General features: G+C 68.8%; 15 protein-coding genes and 1 tRNA gene. 14 read left to right on the forward strand and 2 right to left on the reverse strand.

Features of this window, described 5'->3' with window-relative positions:
• Positions 1–10 precede the first annotated feature (10 nt).
• The 6 genes from BKY59_RS04050 to BKY59_RS04075 all read left to right on the forward strand — a co-directional run bounded on the left by BKY59_RS04050 (position 11) and on the right by BKY59_RS04075 (position 7828).
• A complete protein-coding gene (locus tag BKY59_RS04050) occupies positions 11–1276 on the forward strand; it encodes an RsmB/NOP family class I SAM-dependent RNA methyltransferase (protein ID WP_076068812.1) in 1266 nt (421 codons plus the stop codon).
• A gap of 64 nt (positions 1277–1340) precedes the next feature.
• Positions 1341–2033, forward strand: a complete 693-nt coding sequence (gene rpe, locus BKY59_RS04055; RefSeq protein ID WP_076068813.1) for a ribulose-phosphate 3-epimerase — start codon at positions 1341–1343, stop codon at positions 2031–2033.
• A complete protein-coding gene (locus BKY59_RS04060; protein WP_076068814.1) occupies positions 2030–3754 on the forward strand; it encodes a heparinase II/III family protein in 1725 nt (574 codons plus the stop codon). Before rpe ends, BKY59_RS04060 begins: the two co-directional genes overlap by 4 nt.
• Positions 3755–4023: 269 nt before the next feature.
• Entirely contained in the window at positions 4024–4746 is a 723-nt protein-coding gene (locus BKY59_RS04065) for an endonuclease/exonuclease/phosphatase family protein (RefSeq protein ID WP_076068815.1), read from the forward strand.
• The gene (locus BKY59_RS04070) at positions 4743–5579 is read left to right on the forward strand and encodes an oxygenase MpaB family protein (protein ID WP_240499948.1); all 837 of its coding nucleotides are present in this window, start codon (positions 4743–4745) and stop codon (positions 5577–5579) included. The genes BKY59_RS04065 and BKY59_RS04070 overlap by 4 nt, the downstream gene beginning before the upstream one ends.
• 68 nt (positions 5580–5647) lie before the next feature.
• A complete protein-coding gene (locus BKY59_RS04075) occupies positions 5648–7828 on the forward strand; it encodes a putative bifunctional diguanylate cyclase/phosphodiesterase (RefSeq protein WP_076068817.1) in 2181 nt (726 codons plus the stop codon).
• A 50-nt stretch (positions 7829–7878) separates the two neighbouring features.
• On the opposite strand, the gene BKY59_RS04080 is transcribed toward BKY59_RS04075, so the two are convergent.
• Positions 7879–7953, reverse strand: a tRNA-Gly gene (locus BKY59_RS04080).
• Positions 7954–8148: 195 nt separating this feature from the next.
• On the opposite strand from BKY59_RS04080, the gene BKY59_RS04085 reads away from it, so the two are divergent.
• From BKY59_RS04085 to BKY59_RS04115, 7 genes are all read left to right on the forward strand, one after another.
• Positions 8149–9042: a tetratricopeptide repeat protein gene (locus tag BKY59_RS04085; RefSeq protein ID WP_076068818.1), complete on the forward strand. Its 894-nt coding sequence runs from the start codon at positions 8149–8151 to the stop codon at positions 9040–9042.
• On the forward strand, positions 9039–9677 hold the full coding sequence (locus BKY59_RS04090) for an LON peptidase substrate-binding domain-containing protein (RefSeq protein WP_076068819.1): 639 nt from the start codon (positions 9039–9041) through the stop codon (positions 9675–9677). Before BKY59_RS04085 ends, BKY59_RS04090 begins: the two co-directional genes overlap by 4 nt.
• A gap of 29 nt (positions 9678–9706) precedes the next feature.
• Positions 9707–9856 (forward strand): Trm112 family protein, encoded by a 150-nt coding sequence (locus BKY59_RS04095; protein ID WP_129586196.1) that lies wholly within the window; start codon positions 9707–9709, stop codon positions 9854–9856.
• A gap of 51 nt (positions 9857–9907) precedes the next feature.
• Positions 9908–10807, forward strand: a complete 900-nt coding sequence (argB, locus tag BKY59_RS04100) for an acetylglutamate kinase (RefSeq protein WP_076068985.1) — start codon at positions 9908–9910, stop codon at positions 10805–10807.
• A 110-nt stretch (positions 10808–10917) separates the two neighbouring features.
• Complete coding sequence (locus BKY59_RS04105) at positions 10918–11211, forward strand: YggT family protein (RefSeq protein ID WP_076068821.1); 294 nt, start codon at positions 10918–10920, stop codon at positions 11209–11211.
• Positions 11212–11215: 4 nt separating this feature from the next.
• Complete coding sequence (gene folD / locus BKY59_RS04110) at positions 11216–12097, forward strand: bifunctional methylenetetrahydrofolate dehydrogenase/methenyltetrahydrofolate cyclohydrolase FolD (RefSeq protein ID WP_076068822.1); 882 nt, start codon at positions 11216–11218, stop codon at positions 12095–12097.
• Positions 12097–12738 carry a MarC family protein gene (locus tag BKY59_RS04115; RefSeq protein WP_076068823.1) on the forward strand — a complete coding sequence of 214 codons (642 nt, stop codon included), beginning with the start codon at positions 12097–12099 and terminating at the stop codon, positions 12736–12738. Before folD ends, BKY59_RS04115 begins: the two co-directional genes overlap by 1 nt.
• Before the next feature lie 655 nt (positions 12739–13393).
• On the opposite strand, the gene BKY59_RS04120 is transcribed toward BKY59_RS04115, so the two are convergent.
• Positions 13394–15220 (reverse strand): hypothetical protein, encoded by a 1827-nt coding sequence (locus tag BKY59_RS04120; RefSeq protein ID WP_076068824.1) that lies wholly within the window; start codon positions 15218–15220, stop codon positions 13394–13396.
• 113 nt (positions 15221–15333) lie between these two features.
• Between BKY59_RS04120 and BKY59_RS04125 the strand changes: the two genes are divergently transcribed.
• Positions 15334–15786 (forward strand): GtrA family protein, encoded by a 453-nt coding sequence (locus BKY59_RS04125; RefSeq protein ID WP_083671859.1) that lies wholly within the window; start codon positions 15334–15336, stop codon positions 15784–15786.
• Positions 15787–15801 lie beyond the last annotated feature (15 nt).

Here is a 15801-nt window from a genome sequence, read left to right on the forward strand (position 1 = left end):
GCCCCCGCAAATGACCAGACAGGATGATCCCCCCGGTACGCCCGCCCGCCGTGCGGCGATGCGGCTGCTCGATGCGGTGCTGCGCAAGGGGCTGCCGCTGGAAGCGGCGATGGCATCGGCCACGGCGGAACTGGAGCGCGCCGACGACCGTGGTTTCGCGCATGCCATCGCGGCCGAAGCGTTGCGGCGCCTGCCGGACCTGGACGCGCTGATCGATTCGGCGACGCCCAAGCCGATGCCGGAAGATGCCAAGCCACGCTTCGCGCTGCGCATCGCGCTGGTCCAGGCGCTGGCGCTGGGCACGCCGCCACATGCCGCGATCGCCACCGTCCTGCCGCTGGTCGACGGCGGGCCGCGCCGGCTGGTCCACGGCGTGTTCGGCACGCTGATCCGGCGGGGGGACCGGTTGCCCGATCCGCCGCACCTGCCGGTCGCGGTCGGCATCCGCTGGGCGCGCGCCTGGGGCGATGCGGCGGCCGAGGCGGCGCGGTACGGGATCGCGCAGCCTGCGCCGATCGATCTGACGCTGAAGGCGGACGATCCTGCGCTGGTGACGGAACTGGGCGGCGTGACGCTGGCCCCGCGGCATGTGCGGCTGCCCGCCGGAACCGCGGTGGAGGAACTGCCGGGCTATGGCGATGGGCGCTGGTGGGTGCAGGACATCGCTGCCTCGCTGCCCGCCCGGCTGATCGGCGCGGCCCCGGCGGGCGGCACCGCGATCGACCTGTGCGCGGCCCCCGGCGGCAAGACGATGCAGCTGGCGACTGCGGGGTGGGACACGACCGCGATCGACCTGTCGCGCACCCGGCTGGGCCGGTTGATGGAGAATATGGACCGCGTGGGGGCCAAGGCGCGGATGATCGTTGCCAATGCCGCCGTCTGGTCCCCCGACGCCGCGGCCGACGTCGTGCTGCTCGACGCGCCCTGTTCGGCGACGGGTATCTTCCGCCGCCATCCGGAGGTGCTGCACCGCGCCCGGCCGCGCGTCATCAAGGAACTGGCGGAGCAGCAGGGCCAGTTGCTGGCGCATGCCGCGACGATGGTGCGACCGGGCGGGCGACTGGTCTATGCGGTATGTTCGTTGGAACGCAGCGAGGGCGAGGATGTGGCCGACGCGTTCGGCGCGGCGGGGTTCGCGATCGATCCGGTCCGCCCGGATGAACTGCCCGAGGGTTTCGCGCCCGACCCGGCCGGCTGTCTGCGCGTGCCACCGGGCACGCTGGCGGATGCGGGCGGTGCCGACGGGTTCTTCGTCGCGCGGTGGCGGCGGGTGTAGGCGGCACCGCGTCGGCCGGGTCGCGGGGATTGCACCGCCCCGGCCCGCCCGATACAGCTTCGCCATGACCCGTCCCGTTCTGATCGCACCGTCCATCCTGTCCGCCGATTTCGCGCGGTTGGGGGGGGAGGTGCGCGCCATCGATGCAGCGGGCGCGGACTGGATCCATTTCGACGTCATGGACGGTCATTTCGTACCGAACATCTCGATCGGTCCCGGTGTCCTCAAGGCGATCCGTCCACATACGACCAAGCCGATCGACGTCCACCTGATGATTTCGCCGGTCGACGCCTATCTCGATGCGTTCGCGGAAGCAGGGGCGGACCACATGACCGTGCATCCGGAGGCCGGGCCGCATATCCACCGCACGGTCCAGCGGATCGCGGGGCTGGGATGCAAGGCCGGGGTCGTGTTGAACCCCGGCACGCCGGCCAAGATGCTCGATTATCTGATCGACGATGTCGACCTTGTACTGGTGATGAGCGTCAACCCCGGTTTTGGCGGGCAGAGCTTCATCACCAGCCAGCTTCGCAAGATCGAGGCGATCCGGCGGATGATCGACAAGACCGGGCGCGACATCTGGTTGCAGGTGGATGGCGGCATCGATTTCGCGACCGCCCCCCAGGCGATCGCGGCCGGCGCGGACGTGCTGGTGGCGGGCACCGCCACCTTCCGCGGCGGGCCGGGTGCCTATGCCGACAATATCGCGCGGATACGTGGCCCGGTCGCGCCAGCCGGGGGCACCGCCGCCGCATGAGCGAGCCGGGGTCGATCGACGGTATCGAGCCCGGCCGTCAGTTGATCCGTTCGGGCGGCGAACAGGGCGCGTCGCTGGCGGCGCGGCTGGCGGCGCAGTTGCAGCGGCTGGCATGGCGTTCCCCGCTTCATGGTCTCCGGCTGCGGGGCCGGTATCCGCTGAAGCTGCTGGCGGTGCCGGCCGACCCGATCCCGGGGCATGCGGGCGACGGTGCGGAGTTGCTGGAAGGCTGGATCCGGCATCGCGGGGTCGCGGTGGAACTGGCGATGCTGGATTTCGCCGATCCGGCCACGATCCCGGCCGCGCTGGTCGATCATATCCAGACCTTCGGCTTCCTGCGTGACCTGGCCGCGGCGGCCCCGCGCGAACGGGCCGCGCCGATCGCGGAACTGATCGTGCGGCAATGGCTGGGGGCGCATGGCGGCGGGGTGACCGATGCCGGATGGCGCACCGATCATTGGGGCCGGCGGATCCTGGCATGGGGGGCGCATGCCCCGCTGATCCTGTCGTCGCACGACATCGTGTACCGGTCCGCGGTATTGAACGTGCTGGCGCAGGGGGCGCGGCATCTGGACCGCGGGGCGGACAAGACGCCGGCGGGGTTGCCGCGGATCGCGGCATGGGCGGGGGTGGTGACCGCGGGCCTGCTGATCCCGGGCGGGGACGTGCGGCTGGCGCACGGCGAACAGGGGCTGGCCCGGGTCCTGGCGGCCTGCGTGTTGCCGGACGGCGGGCTGACCAACCGGTCGCCGACCGCGCAGCTGGATCTGGTCGAACTGCTGTCGCAACTGGTGGCGGTGTATGAGGCGCGGCGGCGTGCGGTGCCCGACATGCTTGCGGCGGTGCTGGCGCGTGCCGTACCGGCTTTGCTGGGCGTGACGCTGGGTGATGGCGGCCTGTCGAGCTGGCAGGGCGGCGGCCCGGTGTCCGCCGCGCGGGTGGCGACGGCGGTGACGGCATCGGGCATCCGTACCCGCCCGCTGCGGCAGGCGCGCGACTGGGGGTATCAGCGGCTGTCCGCGCAGGGCACGCTGGTGGTGATGGACGCCGCGCCGCCGCCCGTCGCGCGGGCCTCGTCCGGCGGATGCGCATCGACGCTGGCGTTCGAGATGTCGGACGGGCCGCGCCGGCTGGTCGTGAATTGCGGGGGCAGCACCGGGCTGGCCTCCTTGCCGACCGACCTGGCCGAGGGGCTGCGCACGACGGCGGCGCATTCGACGCTGACACTGGCCGATGCCAATTCGACCGCGCTGAACCCCGACGGATCGCTGGGTCGCGGCGTGAAGGAAGTGGAGCTTGATCGACAGGAACTGGACGCCGGCAGCCGGATCGACGCAAGTCATGACGGCTATGCCCGGCGGCATGGACTGATCCACCGGCGGCAGCTGATGCTGTCCGTCGACGGGCGCGAACTGCGCGGCGAGGACGTCCTGCTGCCCGCCCCCCGCCGGCGCCGGACCGGCAGCAGCGGTTTTTCGATCCGCTTCCACCTTGCCCCGGGGATCAGCGCGTCGGTCACCGCGGACGGGTTGGGCGCGCTGCTGCGCTTCCCGGATGGCGGATCCTGGCAGTTCCGCTGCCGGGGTGGCGCGCTGGCGGTGGAGGACAGCCTGTGGATCGACCCCGCCGGGCGGCCGCGCGCGACGTGCCAGCTGGTGCTGGACGGCGAAGTGCCGGCCGGCGGGGCCGAGGCGGGGTGGGTCTTTCGCAGGATGGCATGACGGGCGTTTGTTCGGTAACCGCAACGAAACGCCGCATCCCTTTGGCCGGTCGGGGCGTTGCGGTTCCATGTCTCTTGTCGAACTCGCCCGTTTCCCGGACCGGATCCTCGGTGAACTTGCCCGTGGGCGCTTGGCGGCCGATGGGATCGAATCGGAATTGTTCGATGAGGGTTCGGCGCACTGGGGCTGGGCATCATGGGCGGGGTGCGACTGATGGTGGCCCGGCGCGATCTGGCGGCGGCGGGCGACGCGCTGGACGTTGCCGGCGAATGACGCCGACGATCACCGTCGCCAGTTACAACATGCGCAAGGCCATCGGCACCGACCGACGCCGACGGCCGGACCGCATCTTGGAGGTGCTGCACGAGATCGACGCCGATATCGTGGCGTTGCAGGAAGCGGACCGGCGGTTCGGGGCCAAGCTGTCGGCGATCCCGATCGACCTGATCGCGGAACGATCGGACTATCGCCCGGTCGGGTTCGATGTCCGTCCGGGTGGTATCGGATGGCACGGCAACGCCATCCTGGTGCGCAAGTCCGCCGTCATCACCGCGTGCCGGCCCCTCGACCTGCCCGTGCTGGAACCGCGCGGCGCGGTACTGGCCGACGTGCGGATCGGCGGCGCGACGATGCGCATCGTGGGCATGCATCTGGACCTGTCCGGACTGTGGCGGCGACGACAGGCCAAGGCGGTGATCGCCCATGTCGCGGCGTGCGAGCAGGCGTTGCCGACCGTGCTGATGGGCGACCTGAACGAATGGTCGTTGCATGGCGGTTGCCTGCGCGATTTCGGCGGTACGTACCGGTTCGCGCCGACCGGTCGCAGCTATCATGCGCGGCGGCCGATGGCGGCGCTCGACCGGATCCTGGTGGGGCCGGGCGTGGCGGTGATCGATTCAGGTGTCCATCACAGCCACAAGGCATCGCTGGCGTCGGATCATCTGCCGATCTGGGCGAAACTGCATGTGCCGGGCGACGCGGGCGCGCGATGATGCGGGCGGCGGGCGGGGCGCGTAGCGTGATCCGCTCGCGCGTTCAGGGCCTGATCGGTGCCGGTGGCCCGATCGCGCCACGGCCGCCGGGGGATCAGGGCCTGTTCGGACCAGGGTCCGCAGCCTGGGCCGTGCACGGTGACGTGACCGCCATGTTGATCGGCGGCGTCTCTTCCCTGTTGCTGCAGATGCTCCACCCCGGCGCACTGGCCGGCGTGCTGGACCATTCCGATTTCCGGCGGGACATGCGCGGACGGCTGGCCCGAACCGCGCGGTTCGTCGCGCTGACGACCTACGGGCCGACCGCGGATGCGGAGGCCGCGATCGCGCGGGTGCGCGGCATTCATGCGCGCGTGACCGGCATCGTGCCCGGCGGCGGCCACTATAGCGCGAACGACCCGGCCCTGCTGGCCTGGGTGCATGCCGCGGAGGTCGGCAGCTTCCTGGCGGCCTATCTGCGTTATGTCGACCCGGCATTCCCGGTTTGGCGGCAGGATGACTATCATGCGGAGATGGCCGGCCTCGCGCGGCGGCTGGGCGCGGAGGCGGTGCCGGAAACGCGGGCAGGGTCGCAGGCGTACATGCACGCGATGCGGCCCGCCTTGCGGGTCGACGTGCGGACGCGGGACACTGCCCGCCTGTTGCTGGCGCAGCCTGCACCGTACCCCGCGGCCGCACCGTTCCAGCGGCTGGTGCTGGCGGCCGGTATCGACCTGCTGCCCCGCTGGGCACGGACGATGCACGGCCTGGATGTACCGGTTCCCGCGCGTGTCGCGATCCGGGCGGCCGCCGCGGGGGCGGGGGGTGTCGTGCGCTGGGCGATGGCAGGCTGACGTAAGGATTCGTTGAGGATCGGTCGCTAGGAAGCGTTAATCATCGCACGGTCCGCCGGAAGGAAGTTATGCGTTCGGCTCCCCACCTGTTTGATGAAGACGGCCGGCTGGCGGCCCTCGAGTCCTATGGACCGGACCTGCATTCGGACGATGCGTTCCTCAACCGCATCGTCCGGCTGGCCGCGCGGATGTTCGCCGTCCCGATCGCGCTGGTATCGCTGATCGGGCGGGAGACTCAGAATTTCGCCGCTGGCGTGGGCATCGACGTGTGCAGCACCGCGCGCGATATCTCGTTCTGCGGCCATGCGATCGCGCAGGACGATATCCTGGTCGTGAACGACGCGACGCTGGATGTGCGATTCGCGGATAATCCGCTCGTCCTGGGTAATCCGCGGATCCGTTTCTACGCCGGTATCGCGCTGCGATCGCCCGACGGCCACGCCATCGGTTCGCTCTGCGTGATCGACCGTCGTGCCCGCAACGGCCTGTCCCCGGTCGAACGGGAAAACCTGCGGTCGCTGGGCGCGATCGTCATGGATCGGATGGCGGCGCGGCAGGTGGTCACGGCGGGCGCGGTCGGCAAGTCGCGGTTCGAAAGCATCGCCGCGACGTCGCCCGACGGGATCATCTGCGCCGATCATCACGGACGGATCACCTTCTGGAACAGCGGCTGCGAACGACTGTTCGGTTTCACGGCGATGCGGGCGATCGGCGCGGATATCGACCTGATCGTTCCGGAACGGATGCGCGGCGGGCACGGCGGCGGCCTGCAACGGGCGGCCGCCGGCGGCAGGACGCACCTGGTCGGCACCACGGTGGAACTGGACGCGGCGCATCAGGACGGGACCGAATTCCCGATCGAACTGTCGCTATCGATGTGGCGGGAGGGTGGGAATGCCAGCTTCGGTGCGATCATCCGCGATATCAGCGAGCGCCGCGCGCATGAGATGCGGCTCTTCAACCTGGCGCATCTCGACAGCCTGACCGCCTTGCCCAATCGCGCGGTCGTGCTCGGCCGGATCGCGGAATGCATGGCGGCAGGTGAGCCGCTGGCAATCCTGATGCTCGACCTGGACGGGTTCAAGAATGTGAACGACACGCTGGGCCATACGGCCGGCGACATCGTTCTGCGTGCCGTCGCCCGGCGCGTGCTGGATTGCGTCCGACCGATCGATACCGTCGCGCGACTGGGCGGGGACGAGTTCGCGATCCTGATCCCAGGCGACGGGAGCGATCATCTGACGGTCGGAAAACGGGCGGACAGCATGATCGCGGCGATCGGCAAGCCGTATCCGGTCGATGGGCAGATGGTCCATATCGGCGCCAGCGTCGGGATCGCCTTCGGCCCCGACGACGGCAGCCATGCCGAGGACCTGCTGTCCGCTGCCGACCTGGCAATGTATCAGGCCAAGGGCGAAGGCCGGAACTGTCGCCGGTTCTTCACGCCGCGGCTGCGCGACGCCGTGGTCCACCGGCGCGCCTTCGAAGGCGAACTGCGCCGCGCGATCGAACAGGACGAGTTCGAGCTATTCTATCAGCCGCAGATCCGCCTGTCCGACGGCGCGCTGCTGGGCGCGGAGGCGTTGTTGCGCTGGCGGCATCCGGTACAGGGACTGCTGGAACCGGGGCGTTTTCTGCCGACGATCGAGAATGGCCTGCTGGCCCCCGATGTCGGCCGGTGGGTGCTGGACACCGCCTGCCGCCATGCGGTGGCGTTGCGTGCCATGGTGCCCGGCCTCGTGATGGGCGTAAACCTGTTCGGTGCGCAGTTCCGCACCGGGCGGCTGGCCGAGGAGGTGATCGGCGTACTCGCGCGAACCGGCCTGCCGCCCGAGGGGCTGGAACTGGAGATTACCGAGAATATCGTCCTGCGTCATGACGACACGATGCTGGCACCGCTCAATGCGCTACGGACGCTGGGCGTCGGCGTGGCATTCGACGATTTCGGGACGGGTTTCGCATCGCTCAGCCTCCTGAAACGCTATCCGCTGACCCGGTTGAAGATCGACCGCAGCTTCATCCGTGACATCTGTTCGGACCGCGTCGATGCGGCCGTCGTCACCGCGATGGTGAACCTGGCACGCGGCCTTGGCATCGAACTGATCGCGGAAGGCATCGAGACCGTGGAGCAGACCGACCTGCTGCGCGCCTGCGGCTGCAACGTGGTGCAGGGATATCTGTATGGAAAGCCGATGCCGCTGGCCGCGCTGCACGACTTCATCGGCCTCAAGGCGCGCAGGGTCGCCTGAGTTCCTGACGATCGACATGATCCGGAAACTTCCACCCCTGTGGAAGAAAATGGAGCGGGCGAAGGGATTCGAACCCTCGACCCCAACCTTGGCAAGGTTGTGCTCTACCCCTGAGCTACGCCCGCTCGGCGCTGTTCGCTTGGCAGGTTCGTCAGAACCTCCCTGCGGCAGGCGGCGGCTAATATCCGCAGCTTTCCGGATCGGCAAGCCCTTATATTTGCAAGACGGTGAAAAGGCGGCGGGGCTTGGCATCGGCGCAGGCCGCGCCACATAGGAGGCATCTGACGAACGGGGAGACGATGACGGTGGCGACGCTAGCTATGACGGCGGCCGAACGCGAGGCGATCGAGGTGTTTCGGCGCGATGTGGTCGAACCATCGATGGACGCGCTGGTCATCGTGGATTTCTGGGCGGACTGGTGCGGACCGTGCAAGGCGCTGACCCCGCTGCTTGAAAAGATCGCGGCGGATTACGCCGCGCGCGGCGTTAAACTGGTCAAGGTCAATGTCGACGAGAACAAGGCGGTCGCCGCGCAGTTCCGGATCCAGTCGCTGCCCACCGTCTATGCGATATTCCAGGGGCAGCTGGTGGCCGACATGACCCCGGCGCGCACCGAGGGCCAACTGACCCAGATGCTGGACCAGATCTTGAAGCAATTGCCGCTCAAGACCGACGCAGCGGCGGCAGAGGCGGACCTGCTGCCGCTGATCGCGATGGCGGAAGAGGTGCTGGACAGCGGCGACGCGGAACGGGCGCTGTCGATCTACCGCCAGCTGGGCGAGATGGCGCCCGACAATCTGGTCGTGGTGGCGGGCGAGGCGCGCGCGCTGCTGCTGGGCGGGGCGGTCGAGGAGGCCGCAGCGCTGCTCGACTCGGTGCCGGCCGAAAAGGCGAATGATCCCGCGCTGATGCAGGCCCGTGCCGCGCTGGCCCTGGCGCAGGCGGCGGCCCCGGTGGACGATCTGGCCCCGCTGGAGGCGCGCATCGCCGCCGACCCGGACGACCATGACGCGCGATACGAACTGGCCGGTGCGTTGATGACCAGCGACCGGGACCGGGCGGCGGATGTGTTGCTCGAATCGATCGCACGCGACCGCGACTGGAACGAGGGCGCGGCGCGGGCGCGCCTGCTGACGCTGTTCGCCGCGGTGGGCCTGATGGATCCGTGGGTCGGGGCACAGCGCCGGCGGCTGTCCGCGGTGCTGTTCACATGACCGGGGGCACGCGGCATCGGTTGTCGGTCTTCCCGCTGGCGGGCGCGCTGCTGTTTCCGCGGGCGTCCCTGCCGCTTCATCTGTTCGAGCCGCGATACCGGGCGCTCATCACAGATGCGCTGGCGCGCGATCGGCGGATCGGGATGGTACAGCCGCGCGAGGGTGGCGACGATCGCCGGCCGCTGCTGTACGATGTCGGCTGCGTCGGGCGGATCGCGCAGTTCGAGGCGCTGGACGACGGACGGTTCAACATCGTGCTGGAAGGGATCACCCGTTTCCGCATCCTGTCCGAACTGGATGTCACGACGCCGTTCCGGCAGGTCCAGGCCAGTTTCGACGATTATGACGATGCGGCCGAGCCAGACCCGCTGGCCAGCGTGTTGCGCGCCGACCTGGAACGCGAATCGCGGCGCTTTGCCGACTCGCGCGGGTATCAGCTGGATTGGGACGCGGTGTCCCGGCTGGACGACGAGGCGCTGGTCAACGGCATCGCCCAGATCGCACCGTTCGATGCGGCGGCAAAGCAGGCGTTGCTCGAATCGCGCACGATCGTCGACCGGGCGGACCTGATCGTCCAGTTCCTGCTGTTCTTCCGCCTGCGCGACGGGGACGACGACGAAGCGACGATGCAGTGACCGAGCGCACGCCCGAGCCCGAGCCGGCGATGACGGCGCTGCTGGTCTGTCCCCGCACGCGGACTGCGCTGCGCTGGGATGCGACCCGCGCATTGCTGGTGTCCGATGCCGCCGGGGTCGGATATCCCGTGCGGGACGGGGTGCCGGTGCTGCTGGTGGAGGCGGCGGTCGCGGCCTGACGTGCGGGTCGGCCCTTACGCTGACCGGCACATCCCGCTATGCGCGCCGGCATGACGAACCACGCCCCCGATCCCGCGATGCTCGCCAAGGCGGAGACGCTGACCGAGGCGCTGCCTTATCTCCAGCGTTATGCCGGCGCGACGTTCGTCGTGAAATATGGCGGGCATGCGATGGGCGATCCGGCCGCTGCCGAGGATTTCGCGCAGGATATCGTGCTGCTGAAGGCGGTCGGGATCAATCCGGTGGTGGTGCATGGCGGCGGACCGCAGATCGGCGCGATGCTGAAGACGCTGGGCGTCGAATCGACGTTCATCGACGGGTTGCGCGTGACCGATGCACAGACCGCGCGCGTGGCCGAGATGGTGCTGTCCGGCCAGATCAACAAGGAACTGGTCGGCTGGATCGGCCGGGCCGGCGGGCGTGCGGTCGGGATATCGGGCAAGGACGGCAATGCCGTGACGGTCGAAAAGGTGCGCCGCACGCGGATCGACCCGGTAAGCGGCGCAGCGGAACCGGTGGATCTGGGCTTCGTCGGCGAACCGGTCGATATCGACCGGCGGCTGTTTGATACGCTGTCGAAGGCAGGGATGATCCCGGTGGTGGCGCCGATCGGCGTCGGTCCGGACGGCGACACCTATAATGTGAACGCCGACACGATGGCGGGTGCGCTGGCGATCGCACTGGGCGCCGAACGGCTGTTCCTGCTGACCGACGTGGCGGGTGTGCTGGACAAGGACAAGGCGTTGCTGACCGACCTGACGCCGGCCGCGATCGCCGCGTTGCGGCGCGACGGCACCATCACCGGCGGGATGATCCCGAAACTGGAAACCTGCGTCGATGCGGTCGAAGGCGGCGTGGATGCCGCGGTCGTGCTGGACGGCCGCGTGCCGCACGCGATGCTGATCGAGATCTTCACGCGACAGGGCGCAGGGACGTTGGTGCGGCGGTAACCGGACTGGCCCCTCCCCCGAACGGGAGGGGCTTAGAAGCACCCTGCCATTGCCCGTCATCCCCGCCCCGGCTAAGGCCAGGGCAATCCCCTCGCATATGCGGAGCCGCCATGATCGCGATCCTTCAGATCATCAACCTCCTGCTCGGCCTGCTGCTCTACATCATCATCGCGCAAGCGATCCTGAGCTGGCTGATCGCGTTCAACGTCATCAACACGTCGAACGATTTCGTGCGGCAGCTGCTGTACGCGCTCGACCGGATCACGGAGCCGCTGTACCGGCCGATCCGCCGCGTCCTGCCCGATTTCGGAGCGCTCGACCTGTCGCCGATGGTCGTGATCCTGCTGATCTACATCCTGCGGACGATCGTCATTCCGAACATCGCGATGAGCCTGCTGGGCTGATCGGATGACCGCACGCATCATCGACGGGAAGGCGTTCGCCGCCACCTTGCGGGATCGGGTTGCCGCAGGTGTCGCCGCGTTCGCGGAACAGGCGGGGCGGGTGCCCGGCCTGTCGGTCGTGCTGGTGGGGGCGGACCCGGCCAGCGACGTCTATGTCCGGGCAAAGGGGCGCGCGACGCACGCTGCCGGCATGATCGGCGCGGAACACCGCCTGCCCGCCGAGACGACGCAGGCCGCGCTGCTGGCGCTGGTGGCGGAGCTGAACGCCGACGCGACGGTAGACGGGATACTCGTTCAGCTGCCGTTGCCGGGTCATATCGATTCCGCCGCGGTGATCGCCGCGATCGATCCGGACAAGGATGTCGACGGGTTCCATGTCGTCAATGCCGGGCGGCTGGCGGTGGGCGCGGACGGGTATGTGCCCTGTACGCCACTCGGCTGCGCGCTGCTGCTGGAGGATGTGCTGGGCGACCTGTCGGGGCTCGACGCGGTGGTGATCGGGCGGTCCAACATTGTCGGCAAGCCGATGGCGCAGCTGTTGATTGACCGGAACTGCACCGTCACGATCGCGCACAGCCGGACGCGCGACCTTGCCGCGGTGGTCCGGCGCGCGGATATCGTGGTGGCGGCGGTCGGGCGGCCGGAGATGATCCGCGGCGACTGGCTGAAACCCGGCGCGACCGTGATCGACGTGGGCATCAACCGGGTCGAGGATGCGGGTGGCCGGCGGCTGGTGGGCGATGTGGCGTATGACGAGGCGCTTGCGGTTGCCGGCGCGATCACGCCCGTGCCCGGCGGAGTGGGGCCGATGACGATCGCGGTGCTGCTGCGCAACACGCTGGTCGCGGCGCATGCGCGGGCCGGGCTGGCGAAGCCGGCGATCTGATGCTGACCTTGTTTATCTCCGCCTTCGTCACATTCTTCGTGGTGATCGATCCGCCGGGTTGCGCGCCGATCTTTGCCGGGCTGACGCGCGGCACGTCGCCCGATCACCGTCGCGCGATGGCGTTCCGGTCGGTGATGGTGTCGGCGGGGATCCTGCTGGTGTTCGCGCTGGTCGGCGAACGGTTCCTGTCGGCGATGGGGATCAGCCTGGACGCGTTCCGGATCGCGGGCGGGATCATGCTGTTCCTGATCGCGCTGGAGATGGTGTTCGAGAAGCGCACGCAACGCCGCGAGGAACGCGCCGAAGGCGTGCTGCGCGAGGCGGAGGCCGAGGCGCGGACGATGGAGGAGGAGGATATCTCCGTCTTCCCGATGGCGATCCCGATGATCGCCGGGCCGGGATCGATCGCGACCACCATGCTGCTAACGTCGCGTGCGCACGGCCTGGCGGAGACGGCGATCGTGTTCGCCGCGCTTGGCTCGATGCTGCTGATCCTGCTGCTGTCGCTGCTCGCCGCCGGGCCGCTGATGCGCGTGCTGGGGCACAAGGTGGAAGCGATGATCACCCGCATCCTGGGCGTGATCCTGGCGGCACTCGCCGCGCAGTTCGTGATCGACGGGATCCGGCAGAGCTTCGCATGAGGGCGCGAGGCGGCAGGTCGTTAATTCATGCCTGATGCAAAAATCAAAAGTTTTGCATCACTCCTAACGGGTGCGTCTGGCAAAGTTCATGAGCAGGATCAGGCAACCAACCACTGCCACCACACCGACTATTTGGAGGGTCGAAGTGTACGCGATCTTGGCCGCCATCGGCGCGCCGAGGCCAAGCCAATTGACTGCTAGCGCTAGTGCTCCTGCGATGGCGCCGCCAGCGAGGTAGCGCCATGCTCCAGCCCACCCCCGAGGCGTGAATAGCACGCCGATGAAGTAGCATGCAGTCGCACAGACGGCGACCCAGCCGAATAGTTCGGCGAAACCTCGCCACCCGGTTGGGCCGACGCCATCCGTCAGGCCTGCTAATCCGATGAAAGCTGCTGGTAGGATAGCAAGGCATCCAAGCCCTCTACCGATCGATGACCGTTCCATTTGCGTTACCCAATGACCTTGATCCAAGGTTAGCTAGAGGGGCGTCGACTTGCCATCGGTTCTCTCGATCTTGATGCAAAACTCACAAATTATGCATCGCTTCGTGATCGCTGAAATCGTGACCTTTTCCGTATGCAAAAATCCAATGCGGAACGGCTCGGCATAACCCGGGTTGCGCGTTGCGCTCGCGCATATGCCTTGCTTTTCCGATCTACCCCACCCGCCGCCACAGCTTGAACGGCGAGCCCTTCGGCAACGGCACCGGAACCAGCCAAGCGGGCACGCGGTTGCGGGCGAGTTGCCAGTAGAAGCCGCCCTTGGCCTCCGCATTGTAGATGGTCGATTCGGACATGCCGGGGCAGATCAGGAGCAGCGTGGCGCCGTGCCGCGCCATCGTCGCGCGCGCATTGTCGGGCGTGCCACGGAATGCCTTGATGACGTCGAGGATGGCGGTCTGGTTGCGGTGGTAGGGGCCGGCGATCGCGCGGTGGTGGGTCATGGCGATCAGCCGCGGGCCGAAATCGACGAAGGTCAGCACGGTCGCGGTGGGAATGCGCGCGATCGGGCGCAGCGCCGGCAGCGTCGGACAGCGGCGGTTGGCCATGTCGATCCGGTTGCGGTAGGTAAGCGCCGGCTTGCCGCCGGGTTTTCCCTGGCGGGCCACCGGGGCCGGCGCTGCGTTCGCCGCGTTCGGCACGGCGCGCACGACCAGTCCAGCGATGACCCCTGACAACAGCAGGAATGCCGCGACCGTACCGAATATGCGCACCATCATCAGCCGGTGGCGCGCGACCATGGGCAGCACGAGCCAGGTGAGTGCGGCGATGCCGGGCACCGCCAGCAGCTGCGCCGGCGGGCCGGACCGCGTCTGCCACGCCATCAGCCCCGCCGATGTCAGCCCGAGCAGCGCCACCGTGGCCCAGGCGGGGAACAGCGGCGTGCCCCGCGACCGCCACAGCACCGTGGCATAGCCGACCAGCCCGACCACGGGTGCCAGCCCGACGGGGAACCAGGTCCGCCAGCCATGGGCGTAGAGCGGCCGGACTTCGTTGATGTGGACGAACCACAGCGCGCGCAATTCGGGGCTGAGCCGTTCGGGCGTGCCGAGGCATTGCGGCCAGGCGAGTGCGAACCCGCCCGCCACCAGCGCGCCGGCCGCCACCGCCGCGGCCAGTCGCACCGTGCGGCGATCGTCGCGGATCGATGCCAGCGCCACGAACAGCCCGCCGCCCAGCAACGTCGCCGACAGCCAGACCGGCGACAGCGCGTCGCATACGGCCATGCGGTTGTCATGCGACGCGAACAGCATGAACCCGATCGCGCTGCCAAGGCCCAGCGCGATCCCATGCGCGGCCAGACGCGGGGCCTCCGCCCGGTCCCAGACCCAGCGGAGCGCGACCGCGCCGGTCGCCAGCGCCAGATAAGGCAGCATTTCCAGCCCGATCGTCAGCGACAGGGCGGCGGCACCGCCGGCCACCAGCCCGCCGCGCCGGCGGACCGGATCGGCACTGCCCGCGACGACGGTCGCCAGCAGCGCCAGTTGCCAGCCATGATGGTCGATACGGGTCGGCATGAACATGAGCAGCATGGTGCCCATGCAGAAGAACATGCCTGCGCCGAGCGCGAAGGCGGATCGGTCCACGAGCCGACGTACCGTAACCACCGACGCGAACAGGGCCAGGCCCAGCGGCAGGAGCGGGGCCACCGCCACCGCGATCCGCGCGGCGGTGAACGCGCCCACGAACGGCCGGGTCAGCAGGATCAGCCCTGCGATCGGCAGGTCCACGATCCGCGACCAGTGGATGCTGGCGCCGTGCGGCGGATCGAGCTTGTACTGGCGCAGGTCGTACCAACCCTGGCCGCCAAGCCACGCATTCACCTGCGCGAACCGCAGATTGTCGTCGGTATCGGCCAGCCCCAGCCAGCTAATCTGCCGCCACTTGTAGACGATCAGAATCGCCGCGCCGACCGCCCAGAACAGCAGGGTCCAGCGGATCCAGTGGCGGGCGGCAGCGTCGGTCGGCGGCGTCGTGGGCACGGTTCATCCTTCAAACGTGGCCCGGCGGGCAGCGCGCTATGGAACCATGGGTCGCGCGCGACAACCATGTTTGACGCGCACTTCGTTCAGTCCTAGCGCGCCATATTACCGGCATGACCTTTCCGATTTCCTCAACCGACGATTCGACGCCCGGCCTGGCCGGGCGGATCCGCGCCTTCCTTTCGGGCACGGGGGGGCAGTTCGTGCGCTATGCCATCACGGGGTTCGGCGTCACGGCGCTGGCGGCGGCGATCTACTGGGTGCTGGCGACGCCGCTGCGCATGCATCCGCAACTGGCCAATCTGGCGGGTTATGCCGCGGCCGTGTCGATCGGCTACGTCATCCACAGCCGGTGGAGCTTCCGCGGGCACGGCAGCCGCGACAATCAGGTCCGCACCACCATCCGGTTCGTAACCGCCTCGCTCATCAGCCTGGGGATGAACAGCGCCTGGATCTGGTTGCTGGTCCACCGGCTGCATGGGCCGACCTGGTGGCCGATCGTGCCGATCATGTTCGTGACACCCGTGGCGATGTTCTGGCTTAACCGGCTATGGGTCTTCGAATGACAGACCCGTACCGCG

Source organism: Sphingomonas montana, assembly GCF_001956315.1.
In the GTDB taxonomy this organism is placed as follows: Bacteria; Pseudomonadota; Alphaproteobacteria; order Sphingomonadales; family Sphingomonadaceae; genus Sphingomonas_R; species Sphingomonas_R montana.

Bases quoted from the DNA above. Each gene is read 5' to 3' on its own strand.
- folD (WP_076068822.1), top strand. From the start codon at position 11,216: ATGACCGCACGCATCATCGACGGGAAGGCGTTCGCCGCCACCTTGCGG.
- BKY59_RS04075 (WP_076068817.1), top strand. From the start codon at position 5,648: ATGCGTTCGGCTCCCCACCTGTTTGATGAAGACGGCCGGCTGGCGGCC.
- BKY59_RS04095 (WP_129586196.1), top strand. From the start codon at position 9,707: ATGACGGCGCTGCTGGTCTGTCCCCGCACGCGGACTGCGCTGCGCTGG.
- BKY59_RS04070 (WP_240499948.1), top strand. From the start codon at position 4,743: ATGATGCGGGCGGCGGGCGGGGCGCGTAGCGTGATCCGCTCGCGCGTT.
- BKY59_RS04090 (WP_076068819.1), top strand. From the start codon at position 9,039: ATGACCGGGGGCACGCGGCATCGGTTGTCGGTCTTCCCGCTGGCGGGC.
- BKY59_RS04105 (WP_076068821.1), top strand. From the start codon at position 10,918: ATGATCGCGATCCTTCAGATCATCAACCTCCTGCTCGGCCTGCTGCTC.
- BKY59_RS04115 (WP_076068823.1), top strand. From the start codon at position 12,097: ATGCTGACCTTGTTTATCTCCGCCTTCGTCACATTCTTCGTGGTGATC.
- rpe (WP_076068813.1), top strand. From the start codon at position 1,341: ATGACCCGTCCCGTTCTGATCGCACCGTCCATCCTGTCCGCCGATTTC.
- BKY59_RS04125 (WP_083671859.1), top strand. From the start codon at position 15,334: ATGACCTTTCCGATTTCCTCAACCGACGATTCGACGCCCGGCCTGGCC.
- BKY59_RS04060 (WP_076068814.1), top strand. From the start codon at position 2,030: ATGAGCGAGCCGGGGTCGATCGACGGTATCGAGCCCGGCCGTCAGTTG.
- BKY59_RS04050 (WP_076068812.1), top strand. From the start codon at position 11: ATGACCAGACAGGATGATCCCCCCGGTACGCCCGCCCGCCGTGCGGCG.
- argB (WP_076068985.1), top strand. From the start codon at position 9,908: ATGACGAACCACGCCCCCGATCCCGCGATGCTCGCCAAGGCGGAGACG.
- BKY59_RS04085 (WP_076068818.1), top strand. From the start codon at position 8,149: ATGACGGCGGCCGAACGCGAGGCGATCGAGGTGTTTCGGCGCGATGTG.
- BKY59_RS04065 (WP_076068815.1), top strand. From the start codon at position 4,024: ATGACGCCGACGATCACCGTCGCCAGTTACAACATGCGCAAGGCCATC.